12 protein-coding genes are annotated in these 14361 nt (G+C 55.0%); 3 read left to right on the forward strand and 9 right to left on the reverse strand.

Annotation, left to right across the window (positions count from 1 at the left end; translation table 11 throughout):
• Window positions 1–15: 15 nt before the first annotated feature.
• The 4 genes from M2305_RS02690 to M2305_RS02705 all read right to left on the reverse strand — a co-directional run bounded on the left by M2305_RS02690 (window position 16) and on the right by M2305_RS02705 (window position 3921).
• Window positions 16–783 (reverse strand): sulfite exporter TauE/SafE family protein, encoded by a 768-nt coding sequence (locus M2305_RS02690; RefSeq protein WP_264648502.1) that lies wholly within the window; start codon window positions 781–783, stop codon window positions 16–18.
• Between the two features lie 114 nt (window positions 784–897).
• A complete protein-coding gene (locus M2305_RS02695; RefSeq protein WP_046899736.1) occupies window positions 898–2466 on the reverse strand; it encodes a 2-isopropylmalate synthase in 1569 nt (522 codons plus the stop codon).
• Between the two features lie 205 nt (window positions 2467–2671).
• Window positions 2672–3517: an N-acetylmuramoyl-L-alanine amidase family protein gene (locus M2305_RS02700; RefSeq protein ID WP_264649924.1), complete on the reverse strand. Its 846-nt coding sequence runs from the start codon at window positions 3515–3517 to the stop codon at window positions 2672–2674.
• Window positions 3518–3699: 182 nt separating this feature from the next.
• Window positions 3700–3921, reverse strand: a complete 222-nt coding sequence (locus M2305_RS02705; RefSeq protein WP_099210490.1) for a hypothetical protein — start codon at window positions 3919–3921, stop codon at window positions 3700–3702.
• Window positions 3922–4061: 140 nt separating this feature from the next.
• Here M2305_RS02705 and M2305_RS02710 point away from each other — a divergent pair, with 140 nt between their 5' ends.
• The gene (locus tag M2305_RS02710; protein ID WP_264648503.1) at window positions 4062–6836 is read left to right on the forward strand and encodes an Rne/Rng family ribonuclease; all 2775 of its coding nucleotides are present in this window, start codon (window positions 4062–4064) and stop codon (window positions 6834–6836) included.
• Window positions 6837–6902: 66 nt separating this feature from the next.
• Here M2305_RS02710 and M2305_RS02715 read toward each other — a convergent pair whose 3' ends face one another.
• The 4 genes from M2305_RS02715 to xseA form a co-directional block, all read right to left on the reverse strand.
• Entirely contained in the window at window positions 6903–7754 is an 852-nt protein-coding gene (locus M2305_RS02715) for an NmrA family NAD(P)-binding protein (protein WP_264648504.1), read from the reverse strand.
• A 116-nt stretch (window positions 7755–7870) separates the two neighbouring features.
• The gene (locus M2305_RS02720) at window positions 7871–8224 is read right to left on the reverse strand and encodes a zinc ribbon domain-containing protein YjdM (protein WP_046899740.1); all 354 of its coding nucleotides are present in this window, start codon (window positions 8222–8224) and stop codon (window positions 7871–7873) included.
• Window positions 8225–8309: 85 nt separating this feature from the next.
• Complete coding sequence (locus M2305_RS02725; protein ID WP_264648505.1) at window positions 8310–8675, reverse strand: hypothetical protein; 366 nt, start codon at window positions 8673–8675, stop codon at window positions 8310–8312.
• Between the two features lie 45 nt (window positions 8676–8720).
• Window positions 8721–10217, reverse strand: a complete 1497-nt coding sequence (gene xseA / locus M2305_RS02730) for an exodeoxyribonuclease VII large subunit (protein ID WP_264648506.1) — start codon at window positions 10215–10217, stop codon at window positions 8721–8723.
• Between the two features lie 77 nt (window positions 10218–10294).
• Between xseA and purD the strand changes: the two genes are divergently transcribed.
• Window positions 10295–11524, forward strand: coding sequence for a phosphoribosylamine--glycine ligase (gene purD / locus M2305_RS02735; RefSeq protein WP_264648507.1), 1230 nt, complete (start codon window positions 10295–10297; stop codon window positions 11522–11524).
• A gap of 40 nt (window positions 11525–11564) precedes the next feature.
• On the opposite strand, the gene M2305_RS02740 is transcribed toward purD, so the two are convergent.
• Complete coding sequence (locus tag M2305_RS02740) at window positions 11565–12962, reverse strand: hypothetical protein (protein WP_264648508.1); 1398 nt, start codon at window positions 12960–12962, stop codon at window positions 11565–11567.
• 158 nt (window positions 12963–13120) lie between these two features.
• Between M2305_RS02740 and M2305_RS02745 the strand changes: the two genes are divergently transcribed.
• Window positions 13121–14350: a hypothetical protein gene (locus M2305_RS02745; RefSeq protein WP_264648509.1), complete on the forward strand. Its 1230-nt coding sequence runs from the start codon at window positions 13121–13123 to the stop codon at window positions 14348–14350.
• Window positions 14351–14361: the final 11 nt, after the last annotated feature.

Consider the following 14361-nt stretch of genomic DNA (forward strand, 5'->3'; position numbering starts at 1 on the left):
CACGGTTTCCGGATGTTAAATCATCCGGAAACCAATAACGGCGAGAAGAATACCCAGAACCCACCGCTGGGTGTCTTCGTGCAGTTTGCCCGCACATAACGTTCCCAAAATAATTCCCGGGATGGATCCCATCAGCAACGCGAGAAGCACGGCCGTATCAACCGCCCCCTCCAGCCAGTGACCTCCCCCTGCAATCAGGGTCAATGGCACTGCGTGGGCGATATCTGTTGCAACGAGTGTTCGTGTTGTCAGACGCGGATACAGCATCGTCAGAGCAGCCATGCCGACAGCCCCAGCGCCCACTGACGACAGCGTCACCAGCGTTCCCAACAAAATACCAAGCAAAACGGTTAAGACGGTTTCAGCCGTACTGCTCAGAGGCTTACGCCCTTCAGCCCATGTTCTGAGCCTCGGCTTCAGCAAAATTGCCGGTGCCGTCAGAAGTAGAGCTACACCCAGAACAACTTGGATCAGACGGGACGCAGCGTCCGACATACCCGCATGGTGCAGGAAAATCAGGCACAGAAGACCTGCCGGAAGACTCCCCGCCATCTGCCAGCCAACAATCTTCCAGTTCACAACGCCCATATGGCGGTTGAGGCCGGTGCCAACAATTTTCGTAACGGCTGCGTAAAGCAGGTCTGTTCCGACGGCTGACTGAGGCTTTGCCCCAAACAGCAGAATCAGCAGCGGCGTCATGAGGGACCCTCCCCCCACTCCGGTCATGCCCACCAGAAAGCCCACAAAAAGACCCGACGCCGTATAAAGCCACGAATGCGGCATAGCTGCCCCTTCCAAATTCAGAAGGAGACAATATCAATCGTGTTATTTTTGTCTAGATCATCAATAAACTATATTAATTAGTTTATTGATGATCTCTCATGGTTCGTTCGAAACTTAGAGTGCTTCAGGCTCGGTGCGCTCACGCTTGGTGAGCAGCTTATTCAGGGCATGGATATAAGCACGAACAGCAGACACAACCGTATCGGCGTCAGCACCCTGACCGTCTACGAGCTTACCATTTTCCTGCAAACGGACCGTGGTGCGGGCCTGAGCGTCCGTTCCTTCCGTGACGTTTGCCACAGAGAACAGCGCCAGTTCGGCTGAATGAGGGAATGCCTCACCGATAGCACGGAATGCCGCATCAACCGGGCCATTTCCACTAACAGCCGCATACTGGATGGCGCCATCAACGCTGATTTCCAGCTTGACTTGAGACTTCTGCTTGGTACCGGACGCAACTTCCAGAGAAATCAGATGAACGCGTTCGTGGTCGCGGCTTTCATCATCGACCAGTGCGCAGATATCATCATCGAACACGACCTTCTTGCTGTCAGCCAGATCCTTGAACCGGGCAAAAGCAGCGTTCAGAGCCTCGTCTTCCAGCGGCGGGTAGCCAAGCTGAGCCAGCTTGTCGCGGAATGCCGCACGGCCGGAATGCTTGCCCATCACCAGCGAGCTCTTGTTCCAACCCACGCTTTCCGGCGTCATGATTTCATAAGTGGCAGCGTTCTTCAGAACACCATCCTGATGGATGCCACTTTCATGCGCGAAGGCGTTCCGGCCGACGATGGCCTTGTTCGGCTGCACGTCGAAGCCCGTAATCGTCGCCAGCATCCGGGACATGCCCAGCAGCTTCGGCGTCTCGATGCCCGTCACCTTGCCGTACTGGTCATGACGCGTCCGCAGCGCCATGACGATTTCTTCCAACGCAGCATTACCAGCACGCTCACCGATGCCATTGATCGTGCATTCGATCTGACGGGCACCGCCTTCGACAGCGGCCAGCGTATTTGCAACGCCCAAGCCCAAATCATTGTGGTTATGGGTGGAGAAAATCACCTGATCCGCGCCCGGCACCCGTTCACGCAGCATATCAAAAATGCGTCGCATTTCTTCGGGCGTTGCAAAGCCTACGGTGTCAGGAATGTTGATGGTGTTCGCACCATTTTTGATGGCGACTTCGACACAACGGCACAGGAAGTCAGGGTCCGTACGGGAACCGTCTTCAGCAGACCATTCCACGTCATCCGTGTACTGACGTGCCTTCTGATTGCCAGACGCAATGATGTCCAGAACCGTTTCCGGCTCCATCCGCAGCTTGTACTTCATGTGCAGCGGAGATGTGGAAATGAAGTTATGAATCCGGGAGCGTTCAGCGCCCTTCAGGGCTTCACCACAGGATTCAATGTCGCGCTTGCCACCGCTACGGGCCAGACCGCAGATCACGGAACCACGGACTTCATCCGCAATGCTGCGCACGCTCTCGAAGTCGTCCTTGGATGCGACCGGAAAGCCAGCCTCAATAACGTCCACGCCCAGAGCGCTCAACGCATGAGCCATGCGGAGCTTCTCTTCGAGGTTCATGGAGAAACCGGGGGACTGTTCACCGTCACGCAGCGTCGTATCGAAAATGATAACGCGGTCGTCGGAAATTGTACCGAAGGACGGGTGTTGGAAAGTCATGTCTTGATCATCTCGCTGGTCAGGAAATTTTCTGGTCTGTCATCCCCTGAACGCAACGGAACGCTGCCCGCCTTGATGTGGCGTTCAGGGGCCGATAAGTCGAAGCGAGAGGATCGAAAGAAATGTCATGGGCACGGAAAATGTCCGATTCTTTCGTCATGCGCAACCCACATGACTAAAAACTCTGCCCTGCGTTCTTTCAGGGTCAACCTGTCATCACACCGGGGCGGGTTGAAAAGTACCGATCAACCGCAGTTTTCATGGCGCTGGCAACCTGCGTGCGATGCACAGCCTGCCGTAACGCAGCCTCATCCAGCCGGTTGGACATGAAACCCATCTCCACCAGAACTGACGGTATTTCTGCAGACTTCAACACCACAAAAGCCGCATGACGTGACGGATGCGTCAGCAGTCCTATGCGACTACGAAATGCCCCTACAACGCTTGATGCCATGTGCGCAGACCCACGCCGCGTTTCTTCAGAAACCAGGCTGGAAAGGATCTGCTGGACGTCGGGAGACATGCCATGGAATGCAGGGCCGCCAAACCGATCTGCACTATTCTCCCGCTGAGCCAGAGCCGCTGTCTGAGCATCCGATGCTCCGCTGGAAAGCGTATAGACACTCGCCCCGCGAACATCACGGTCATGCAATGCATCGGCGTGCATAGAGATAAAGAGATGCGCCTGATGCTGCTGGGCCATTTCCACGCGCCCTTCCAAGGGAATGAAATGGTCCTCCGAACGGGTCATAGCCACGCGGTACTGGCCGGATGCCAGAAGCTGGCGCCGCAGTTCTGTCGCCGCAGCTTCGGCAATATGTTTCTCATACGTACCGGAAATACCGATTGCGCCAGGATCTTTCCCGCCATGTCCGGGATCCAGCATGACCAGCGGTTTGGGCGGCGGCGCATTTCGGTGAACAGCCGGTGCCTGAAGCGGTTTGGCGAATGGGGAATGGGAAGACGGATGCTTAGTCCGGGCGATGGCACTCAAGGGAGCCACCGTGGAGAGGCAGGCAAGACCTTCCATTACCATGCGTCGCGTCAGCATCCGTTTACCCTGCGTCTTTTCGATCATCTGGACCTTCAATCATAACAGACACAGGACAATGTCTGAAACAAGGCAAAGCACCTTTTGGAGAGCCTGAAAAAGCCCTGCTTGCCAGCGGCCCTTCTTTAAGTCATCCTGTGCGCCAAGGACCTGAAGAGAGCGGTCCGATCGTTTGTGGGCTTTTATCCTTTTCCCACAACGCTCCCGCCTCGATCGTCCGAGCCGCGACGCCCCATCGTTTGACATGTGCCGGACATTTTCTGCGCCATGTCCTGATCGGGCTGCTCCGGCAGGATTAGTTCAGTCCGGCACAGGCTCACAACCTGACCGGAGTGCGTTTTCATCCGGTACCAGACCACGGGCCGGACGTCTGTCAGGGGTCGAATGTCACGCGACGTGATCACAGCCAGGAGCCTAACCGAAACGGGACCAGATGCGTCCCGCGGTCTGGCATTCCGGCTGATCCGCCCCCTCCACCCCGTACAATCAGGTGTTCCCTCTGGCCCAAAGCGCCACACTGGAGCATCGTGGAGTTCAGTTTTCCATGACCAAGCGTATGCTTATCGACACCACACACGCGGAAGAAACGCGTGTTGTGGTCATGGACGGTGACCGCGTTGAAGATTACGACGTCGAGACATCGTCCAAGAAACAGCTCAAGGGCAACATCTACCTTGCCAAAGTCATCCGTGTTGAGCCGAGCCTTCAGGCCGCTTTCGTAGAATACGGCGGAAACCGTCACGGCTTCCTCGCCTTCAGCGAAATTCACCCGGATTACTTCCAGATCCCCGTCGCAGATCGCGAGAAGCTTCTGGCCATCCAGGAAGAAGAGGTTGCGTCTGAGCAGCGCGCCGAACTGCCGGACAGTGAGGAAGAGCCCGCTTCTGAAGAAACGGACGAGAACGACAACCAGGATCGTCGCGCACCGGAGACCGTCGGTGGTGAGCATGACACGGGTGAGGAAAGCGCGGCTTCGCGTCGTACCGCCCGTTTCCTGCGCAACTACAAGATTCAGGAAGTCATTCGCCGCCGTCAGGTCCTGCTCGTTCAGGTCGTGAAGGAAGAGCGTGGCAACAAGGGCGCGGCCCTCACCACCTACGTCTCTCTCGCTGGCCGTTATTGCGTCCTGATGCCGAACGCCCTGCGTGGCGGTGGTGTCTCCCGCAAGATTACGTCTGACACGGATCGTCGCCGTCTGCGCGACATCATTGCAGAGCTGAACCTGCCCAAGACGATGGCCATGATCGTCCGGACAGCAGGTGCAGGACGTCCAGGACCGGAAATCATCCGCGACTGTGAATACCTGCTTCAGCTCTGGGACGACATTCGCTCACACGCCCTGTCTTCCGTTGCCCCAACACTGGTTTACGAGGAAGCGAGCCTCATCAAGCGCGCCATTCGCGACCTGTTCTCCAAAGACATCGAAGACATCATGGTCGACGGTGAATCTGCGTGGAGAAGTGCGCGTGAGTTCATGCGTCTGCTGATGCCGCACAATGCTGGCAAGGTGAAGCTCTGGCAGAACCGTGGGCAGAGCCTCTTCGCGCGTTACAACGTCGAAGGGCATCTGGATGCGATGTTCTCCCCGACCGCACGCCTGAAGTCTGGTGGCTATCTGGTCATCAACCAGACGGAAGCGCTTGTCGCCATTGACGTGAACTCCGGTAAATCCACGTCCCAGCGCAACATTGAGGAAACGGCACTCCGCACGAACCTTGAAGCTGCTGAAGAAGTTGCGCGCCAGCTGCGCCTGCGTGATCTGGCCGGCCTTGTCGTCATTGACTTTATCGACATGGAAAGCCGTCGCCATAACGCTCAGGTTGAGAAGCGCCTTAAGGAATCCCTGCGTACAGATCGCGCGCGCATTCAGGTCGGACATATCTCTCATTTCGGTCTACTCGAAATGTCCCGCCAGCGCCTGCGTCCGTCCATCGCTGAATCACTGCTGACGCCTTGCCCGCACTGTCAGGGCACTGGCTTCATTCGCGGTACGGAAAGCTCCGCTCTTCATGTGCTGCGTGCCATCGATGAAGAAGGCACTCGCCAGCGTGCCGCCGAAATCGATGTTCACATCGGATCGGACATTGCCCTCTACATTCTGAACAACAAGCGCGACTGGCTGTCTGACATTGAGCAGCGTCACCGCATGCGCGTGATTTTCCGCACGGAAGAAGATCTGCCCGCAGCAGACATGCGTATCGAGCGTATCCGTCCGCAGACGGCTGCACCGGCACCAGAGCCAGTACCGGCACAGATTGCTGCACCTCACAACGTCCGCACGATCGAAATCATTGAGGACGAGGCACCTGTCGTTCCTCAGGCCGCCGCGGTTGAAGCACGGGCTGAGCTGCCTGCCCGGAGTGAAGACGTCGAAGTCAACACGGGTGACGAGGAAGAGGGCAACAACGGCAACCGTCGTCGTCGCCGCCGTCGTCGTCGTGGTCGTCGTGATCAGAACGGCGAGAACGAGACCGTTCAGGGCAATGCTGCCGAACCAAACGGCGAACAGCCTTCCGTCCACCGGTCTGACGATGAAACCGAAGAAGTCGGTCTTATCCCGGGTCGTCGCCGGACGCGCTTCAAGCGTGTTCAGAAGGAAGACGAAGTCGCAGCGGAAGCCCCGGTGCAGGAAAAGGTGTCAGTTCAGGAAGAAGCACCTAAGCCAGCACGCCACGCTCCGGTTCAGCAGCCTTCCCAGCGCCGCCGGGAAGAACGCCAGCCTGTTTCGCGTGGATATGCAGGCCCGACGCCGGCTGATCCGTTCGGTGGAAGCTTCGATATTTTCGATGTGATCGAACAGGCTGAAATGGAGCAGGCTTCCCGCCCGCTTCAGACATCTACAGCAACCCCTGCCCGCCTTTCTGTCGAGAGCGCTCCGGTAGTTGACGTTGCCGAGATCGCTGCCGAGCCGATTGCTGCAGAACAGGAAAAGCCAAAGCGCACCAGAGGCCGCCGCAGCACCAAGGCTCTGAAGGCTGAAGCTGCGGCACCGGTAGCGGCAGAAGAAGTCGTCGTGGCTGCTCTGACTGCTCCGACGGAAGAGGAAGCTCCGGCAAAGCCAAAGCGCCCACGCACCCGTCGCACGACCAAGGCTACAGAAGCCAAGGCAGACGACGTTGTTGTGGAAGCAATGGCTCCGGAAACCTCAGCTCCTGTCGCCGAGGAAGAGGCAACCGCCAAGCCAAAGCGTACTCGCGCCCGTCGCGCAACCAAGGCTGTCAAAGCCGACGACGCAGCGGATGATGGAAACACGCTACAGCCCATCAACATTGACGAGTTGCCACCGGTGACGCGTCGCATGGGCTGGTGGAAGCGGTAACACCCGCTTCTCACCCCAACAAAAAGCCGACCGGATATTTCCCGGTCGGCTTTTTTTATGCCCGGTTTATGCGTAACGCTTCAGGCAAGCTTCAAGGCTTGTGGAGCCCCGCACGGGGTCTGCGGGGCGGTCATAATGTTGATGAACAAAGAGCCCGGTCATGTTCGCATAAGACTGCGCGGCTTCTTTCGAGAAACCATTTCCACGATAGGCCTCATACCACCTCTCCTGGGGAATGACCTGCACTTGGACGGCGCGTCCTACCAGTCTGGAAAGGACAGCAGCAACATCTGAAGACGTGTAGCTCTCCGGCCCCTCAATATTGTGGATACCCGTCTCTTCGACGTCAGACATCAGTAACTGACCTGCCAGGCTTCCAACATCTTCTGGCGCAACCATGGGAAACGCCTGTGTCGGCGGCAGAAATGTCTGTAGCACTCCTGTTGCTTTTGCAGCGCTTATCGCCCCTGCCCAGTTGCTCATGTAATAGGCTGCGCGGACAATACACACCGGAACGTTCAGGGCCTGCGCACCCTGTTCCAGCTCATACAAAACGCCAAGATCACCACAGTGCTCACCAGGCTGCGCGCCATAGGTGGATTGCACGACGACCTTTTCCAGAGCGACGCCCCGCAATGCTTTCAAAATGGAGCATACGGTCTTGCGTTCTTCCACATCCGTATTGCCAGACACTGCCGCAGGAGGATTGAGAACGAATACGCGTTGCGCCCTCTGAAAAAGCGCCCTCAGAGTATCGGTGTCATTCACATCCACTGCCGCATAATCTACGCCGTCATGGCGTTGTTCAGAGGCCGCAACCACCTGCCGGGTTACTACCGTGACATCATGCCCAGCCGCCAGAACAGTTTGCGCAACAGCGCGGCCGACATGGCCTGTCCCGCCAAGAATGACATACATGCCTGCATCTCCTGTATCGTCGAAAGGCGTATGCCCCAGAACTGCATCAGCCTTCGTAAGGAGACCCCACGAAGGCTGATGAAAGCACACACGATGTAAATAAATGGCGTAACCCGTCAGGATTTTTTTACGAATTCAGACTTCAGGTTCATTGCCCCAATTCCTGCAATCTTACAGGCAATATTGTGCCCATCCGTCGCATCAACAAGACGAATATTCTTCACCTTGGTGCCGCTTTTCACAACCAACGAAGATCCTTTGACCTTCAGGTCCTTCACAACCGTAACGCTGTCACCATCTACAAGGACATTGCCATTGGCATCTTTGATTTCCGCAGATGCGTCGCCAGCGTCGGCCTGACCGCCCTCTTCCGGGTTCCATTCATTGCCGCAGTCCGGACAGACCCATAGGGTCCCATCCGGATAAACATGCTCCGACCCACATTTGGGACATTTCAGCTCATCAGTCATATCAAACCTCACTCTTTCGTGAGATCCACTTTAAAGCACTGAAGATGATAGGGAAATGCGCCAGCTCAATCTGCCCGGAAAACTTTTACCGGCAGACGCTCTTGTTGCCGTTTGCCGCAATGAACGTTCCCGTCAAAGGTTCAAAACACGCATTCTGCGGGCAAGACGACGTTGTGGTGGCCAAACCCTGCGCATAAAGCGCTGATCCTGCCAGATTGGCTTCACGCTGCGCTGTCCCGCAAAGCGGCGTATTTGACGCCGCAGACGGGTCATTCAGAAGCACCTTATGACCATCCGTCGGAGCGTCTTCGGCTAATCCCGGAGCAAAATCCTGCGGAGGAATCTTCTGGGCGGGAGCCTGCACGGCCGCGCTGGAAGATGGGGCGGAAGGCTGCTCCGCACAAGCTGCCAGAAGAGGCAGGACAACAAGGCTCAACCAGAACGAACGCATGTGAACTCCGGATCACAAACCGGGCCACGCCCGGACACTTCACCATTAAAGACCCAGATCGGCCTGGGACGTAAGAAGGGTATCGAGTTTTGCCCCACGTTGGCCGTCAGCGAAAGACAGAACCACACGTCCGTTCAAAGGTTCCGCGTCGGAATGGGTCACGGGGCGCCCCTTGCTATCGTGGACGAGCACATATCCCCGGCTGAGGATCGCCCTCGGGGAGACCGCTTCCAGATGACTTCCCAACCCATCAAGACGCGCTTTCTGAAGCCTGATGGCGCTATTAAGAGTCTCAGGAGACAGTCTCTGTCGTTCTACCCGAAGGTGGAACCGTTGGGACGCGCGCTGCCATGCCGTGACAAGAGCGGTCTCTGACGCACGAAGAGCGCTCTGTCGCCGTTCGATCATTAAACGTGCTGACGGAAGCTGCCTTGAGGGCGCCGTCAGGGCGGCCCTCGCCCGGCTGACAATCAGTTCCGGGGATGGCAGTTGCCGCACCGGAGCATCCAGACGGCTTCTTGCGCGCATGACAAAGGCTGGAAGAGCAAGATCAAGGCGCTTGCTCCGGTCATCCAAACGCATGCGTGCAGTCTCAAGAAGAGACGGCAGATCTGGCAGTCGCGATGTAGCCTGCTCCAGCCTTGCCCGGGATGTCTGCATGATGCGGCTCAAACCGCCTGCGAGACGGGCCGTCCGATGTGCCAGATCCGCAACCAGTTCAGAGCGCAAGGGCACAGCCATTTCTGCCGCAGCCGTTGGCGTCGATGCACGACGGTCTGAGACAAGATCTATCAGTGTGGTGTCTGTCTCGTGTCCGACAGCCGAAATAACCGGGATGGGACAAGCCGCAACGGCACGCAAAACACGCTCATCATTGAAGGCCATAAGATCTTCAAGAGAGCCACCACCACGAGCGACAATCAGAACATCCGGGCGACGAGCCCTTTGTGCCATACCGTCAATGGCCGCAGCGATCTGGCCTGCAGCCCCCTCTCCCTGCACGGCAACAGGCCACAACAACACATCCCGGGGAAAGCGACGTTCAATGGTCGTACGAATATCATGAAGAACCGCCCCGGACCGTGACGTCACGACACCGACAAGCGATGGCAGAAACGGGATGGGCTTCTTGAGATCGGCTTCGAACAGTCCTTCCTCAAGCAGTCTGCGACGCAGGCGCTCAATATTGGCGAGCAGAGCCCCTTCGCCTGCGAATTCCATTCGATCAATGATGAGCTGATAACTGGAGCGCTCGCCGTAGGACGAGACCTTCCCCGTCGCGATGACTTCATTACCGTTCTCGGGCGCCATGCCAAGCCGGGACACCGTTCCACGCCAGATGACGCCGGAGATCTTTCCGCCCTCATCCTTCAGGGACAGATAGATATGCCCCGACGGGTAACGCTTGAGTTCCGTCACCTCACCACGCACACGAACACGCCCGAATCCGGTCTCAAGCGTGCGCTTGATGGCTCCGGAAATCTCGGAAACTGAATATTGCGGCACATTCCCGCGTGCAGACGCGGCATCACTCTCCATCATGGCGCCAGTCTATGCTACGCACGCCGTCAGACGAAGCCCTGATCTCAGGGACCCGCAGATGAAAAAGGGAGAGCGGAATGCGCGTTTTGCTGGTCGGTTCCGGAGGGCGCGAACACGCCCTGGCAACATGTCTGGCGCGCTCGCCCAGTCTTACGGCCCTTTATGCGGCGCCTGGCAATCCTGGCATCGCGTCTTTGGCCACCTTAGTTCCCCTCAAGGTTGATGACGTCGCCGGTCTTGTTGCCTTCGCAAAAGAGCAGAAAATTGATCTGATCGTCCCCGGACCTGAAGCCCCTTTGGTCGCAGGCCTTGCTGATGCCTGTGCGGACGCTGGCATTCCATGTGCTGGCCCGACCAGGGCGGCAGCTCTGCTGGAGGGTAGCAAAGCCTTCACCAAAGAAGTGGCAGACGCCGCAGCCATTCCAACTGCAAAATGGGAGCGCTTTGAAGAAGAAGCTCCTGCCCTTGAATTTGTGCGCCGACGCGGCGCACCGATCGTGGTGAAAGCAGATGGACTAGCCGCCGGTAAAGGCGTCGTCGTAGCGTTGAGCTTAGACGAGGCAGAGGATGCCATTCGCAAGCTGGGCATGCCGCTTGTGATTGAAGAATGCCTTGTGGGCGAAGAAGTCTCCCTCTTCGCATTCTGCTCTGACGAAAAAGCCGTTCTGATCGGTGCCGCACGAGACCATAAACGCCTCGGAGACGGCGATACAGGCCCCAATACAGGTGGCATGGGCGCTATTTCTCCGCCGCCAGCTTTTGACCGAGCAGCTCAGGAAAAAGCCCTTGATCTCAGCGTTCGCCCGATGCTGGCAGAAATGGTTCGCCAGGGAACGCCTTTCCGCGGTGTGATCTTTGCAGGGCTGATGCTGACCAGCGAAGGTCCAAAACTGATTGAATATAACGTCCGGTTCGGGGACCCTGAAGCACAGGCATTGTTGATCCGCCTGAAGTCCGACCTGCTCCCCATTCTTGCAGCGCTTGCTGATGGCAATCTTGAACATGCCGCTGCCGAATTTTCTGATGAGGCTTCAATTTCTCTGGTGCTGGCCGCCAACGGCTATCCGGATGCTCCAAAGAAGGGAGGGCGCATCACAGGTATCGAACGCGCTGAAGCTGTTCCGGGCGTGTCAGTTTTCCATGCCGGCACAAAACTGGTCGATGGAGTGCTCGTCGCTGATGGCGGCCGCGTCCTGACCGTTTGTGCCAAAGCAAGCACCCCGGAAGAAGCACGCCGCCTTGCCTATGAGGGTGCCTCAGCCATTCAATGGGAAGACAAGATCTTCCGGACCGATATCGGCCTCTAGAAAGCCTGCTCAAGAAACAGGCTTTCTGTGTCTTCGCGCATCAGGATGTAGAAAGGGCTCGCAGTGCATCGGTTGTTGGAAGAATTTTCATAAAATTCAACCAGAACCCATGCGGGCCTTTCTGCTCCACCACGAATTCGGTGCATTCTGCAGGGAAATTTACCGCGTAAAAACGGAGTTCGCCTTTTTGCAGCAGAAAGCTGACGGGCATGACTTCGAAGCTGGATGCTACGTCCTTTCCCTTAACATCAAAATGGGATGTTAAATCAGGATCACGCGCAGCCAAGATAAGAGTGTATGCCCCACTCCCCCCGAGCGAAATCGGCAATGCTACCCCGTGATCGAAGAACATTGAGTGGCTTCGTTCGTAACTTGGAAGAGATGCGAAAACTCTTTCGGGAAACTCAGAGTAAACCTGGGTAAGAGCCTGAGTTAAATCTGGCGACATTCCTTCGGACGCCAGATCGAAATCAATCCCCGTGAGAAGCTCACGCGCATCCTCAACAACATCCTCACGCAGAACGGGATTATTGTAGATACGAGGGCAATGGAACAGTCGTGAGTAGACCTCAAGATCATTAATCTTACGAGCTCTATGTCGCGAAAGGCCATTACTGATCTCTTCTTCCGAAATCATGCAATGGTAATCTTGAACGAGGTTTGAAACGATAAACTTTTCATTCATTTCCGTAACCGGATGAATAAACGTTTTTTCTGCTCCATTAACAATCTCTTTTTCAAGATAAACAGGTGCCCAATCATACTGCCTCAAACTATCGCAGTAATGCGCGAGTTCTTCTGTTCTCATACCTGCACTGATAACTTCATGCGACATGACGGCTTCGCCGATTGGCCACGTCAGCAGGCCTTCTTCCCTCTTAAGAAATGACATTTCCAACCGTCTCTTCAGAATAAGCAAGGCTGCCCTTCTCGAAAAGAACGAGATACAGAATAACCCTTTATGGACATGTTGAGAGAGATCGTAATATCCCTCACAACTACCAGAATGAGCCCATGCATGATTTTCAGCTTCAACATGCTTATAGACGGCGTCAATATTTCTCGCTGCCATATCATCGAAGATGCTGTCGAGATCATTTAAAACCGCGACATCATTTTCAATGGAACATATATAATCGTACTCGTTATGATTTAAAATGAAAAGGTTTTGGTGGTAATCTCCATTATACCAATATCCACCATAATTTCCTATTTCCGTACCCCAAGCGAGCCCAAGGCTTTCCACTTCGGAATAAGGAGCCAGAAATATATTTTCGACTTCCTGTATATGCTCGGGGATTTCTACTGTTCCCCTTGAATTATCATAAAGTATATAAAAATCTGATTTGTTAGAATGTTTTTTGCAGCGCTCGTAAGACCGCTGGATGACTGCATCCCAGTTATGGCACTTGAAGAGAACAGCGGTCTTTTTTCCCATGATAATTTATTCTTTCTCTCGGACGGTCATCTCATGCCTATCCCTTAACATGGCTGAAAATTTGTGAATATATGATCCGAATTCAATTTAATCTATCACGCGCCATGGTTCGGCATTAATTTTCGAGCCTTCCTGCACACCTGCGAAGAAGAACCTTTATGAGCACAATATATGAGGGCGATCATTACATTGTTCGTGCATTGGAAGGTACTGACGAAAAAAATATTATTGTTACCAGCTTTACCGGCGTAGGCGCTCCCGAAAGACACGACGGTACATTCTTTGGATATTCACTTGCAAAAAAACTCGATCTTCCTTGGGTAGGAATTATTGCCAAGCATGACTGCTGGTACAGAGACGGAGATTATCTGCAAGCGTTTAGCGCAGCTCTTCACTGGATCCAGATCAGAAAGCAAACTTTGCACACACAGGATATTTCTCTTCTGGGATACGGCGTATCCATGGGAGCCTATGCTGTTATTAAATATTCCAGACTATTTAATTTTGACTATGTTATTTCCATGGCCCCGCAATGGAGCATTGATAAAAGCGAAGTCAATCATCACTCCCACTTCCAGAATTTTTTCCAACCAATACTCAAATCCATGGGCATTCAGACCGAAGACACTCATGGAAAAATTTATGTTTTCTTTGACCCGTATGAAAAACCCGACGCTGAAGAGGTAAAACTTATACAACAGAAGACCCCTGCGTTTTCTGTTCCCGTCTGTCACGCAGGCCACATGGTGACGGCACGTCTCAAGGGCACGAAGATTTTCCAAAAACTCGTGAGCAACCTAGACAATCCCGCCGCTATCCGCCGTATTGCGGCGCGCACTCGCAGAAATGCCCCTGAAAATATTTTCAAAATTCTTCGATATGCTCAGAGAAAAAGTCCACTCTGGGTTTTTCGCTTACTAACCTCTGACCATCCCGCCAATCGGGAGATCCTCGATCATTTCATGCGCCATCATGACGCTGACATGCGTCCTCTGGCTGCTGATCTTGCCCGTGCTGGTCATTCTACGGAGGCGACACAGCTATTTCGTCAACTCGGGGGAAATTACCGTCAGGTTTTCACCCCTTCATATGTCCTGGCCTGGACCGGTGAGTTGCTGTGTTACGACATTGCCGAACAAGCTTTCCTGCAAACCAAGCATCATATTCCCGAGCGTGGCGCACCAGTCATCCTGAATGACGATGATCTTTACGCCTTTACACCCGCAGGCCTTATCCCATTAGCTTGCAAGATCCAGCAGGATGGTTTCTGCTTCTCGGTCCACACCGAAAACGGGCACCTCTCTGCGCGTCCGGACGGAACAGTTGCGCCCGTCTCTCATGTCATGGACTGGGAAAAATTCTGCGTCCTGCAATATCAGCAGACTTAATCCGACACGCG

It is taken from the genome of Gluconobacter cerinus, assembly GCF_025961355.1.
GTDB lineage: Bacteria > Pseudomonadota > Alphaproteobacteria > Acetobacterales > Acetobacteraceae > Gluconobacter > Gluconobacter cerinus.

Coding starts and splice junctions, on each gene's coding strand:
- M2305_RS02740 (WP_264648508.1), bottom strand. CDS start 12,962: ATGGGAAAAAAGACCGCTGTTCTCTTCAAGTGCCATAACTGGGATGCA.
- M2305_RS02690 (WP_264648502.1), bottom strand. CDS start 783: ATGCCGCATTCGTGGCTTTATACGGCGTCGGGTCTTTTTGTGGGCTTT.
- M2305_RS02715 (WP_264648504.1), bottom strand. CDS start 7,754: ATGTATGTCATTCTTGGCGGGACAGGCCATGTCGGCCGCGCTGTTGCG.
- xseA (WP_264648506.1), bottom strand. CDS start 10,217: ATGATGGAGAGTGATGCCGCGTCTGCACGCGGGAATGTGCCGCAATAT.
- M2305_RS02710 (WP_264648503.1), top strand. CDS start 4,062: ATGACCAAGCGTATGCTTATCGACACCACACACGCGGAAGAAACGCGT.
- M2305_RS02695 (WP_046899736.1), bottom strand. CDS start 2,466: ATGACTTTCCAACACCCGTCCTTCGGTACAATTTCCGACGACCGCGTT.
- M2305_RS02745 (WP_264648509.1), top strand. CDS start 13,121: ATGAGCACAATATATGAGGGCGATCATTACATTGTTCGTGCATTGGAA.
- purD (WP_264648507.1), top strand. CDS start 10,295: ATGCGCGTTTTGCTGGTCGGTTCCGGAGGGCGCGAACACGCCCTGGCA.
- M2305_RS02700 (WP_264649924.1), bottom strand. CDS start 3,517: ATGCTGACGCGACGCATGGTAATGGAAGGTCTTGCCTGCCTCTCCACG.
- M2305_RS02720 (WP_046899740.1), bottom strand. CDS start 8,224: ATGACTGATGAGCTGAAATGTCCCAAATGTGGGTCGGAGCATGTTTAT.
- M2305_RS02725 (WP_264648505.1), bottom strand. CDS start 8,675: ATGCGTTCGTTCTGGTTGAGCCTTGTTGTCCTGCCTCTTCTGGCAGCT.